This is a genomic window from Luteibacter yeojuensis (assembly GCF_000964085.1).
Lineage (GTDB): Bacteria > Pseudomonadota > Gammaproteobacteria > Xanthomonadales > Rhodanobacteraceae > Luteibacter > Luteibacter yeojuensis_A.
The window spans coordinates 1-202 of sequence record NZ_JZRB01000130.1; the positions used below are offsets into that span (position 1 = coordinate 1).

At 64.4% G+C, this 202-nt stretch carries 1 pseudogene; it reads left to right on the forward strand.

Annotated elements, in window-relative coordinates:
- A pseudogene (locus VI08_RS22140) lies at positions 1 to 174 on the forward strand (lipoprotein-releasing system ATP-binding protein LolD); the annotation flags it as partial.
- Between the last annotated feature and the right edge of the window lie 28 nt (positions 175 to 202).

Genomic DNA, 202 nt, shown 5'->3' on the forward strand with positions numbered 1-202 from the left:
GACGAGCCCACGGGCAACCTCGACGAAGCCAACGCAGCGGCGGTGTACGACCTGATGCTGGAGCTCAACCGCGAGATCGGCACCAGCTTCGTGCTCGTCACCCACGACCCGCGGCTGGCGAAGCGGATGGACCGCACGCTAGAGCTGCACAACGGCGAGCTACACGAACGCTGAGAAAATGTAGGAGCCCACTTGTGGGCGA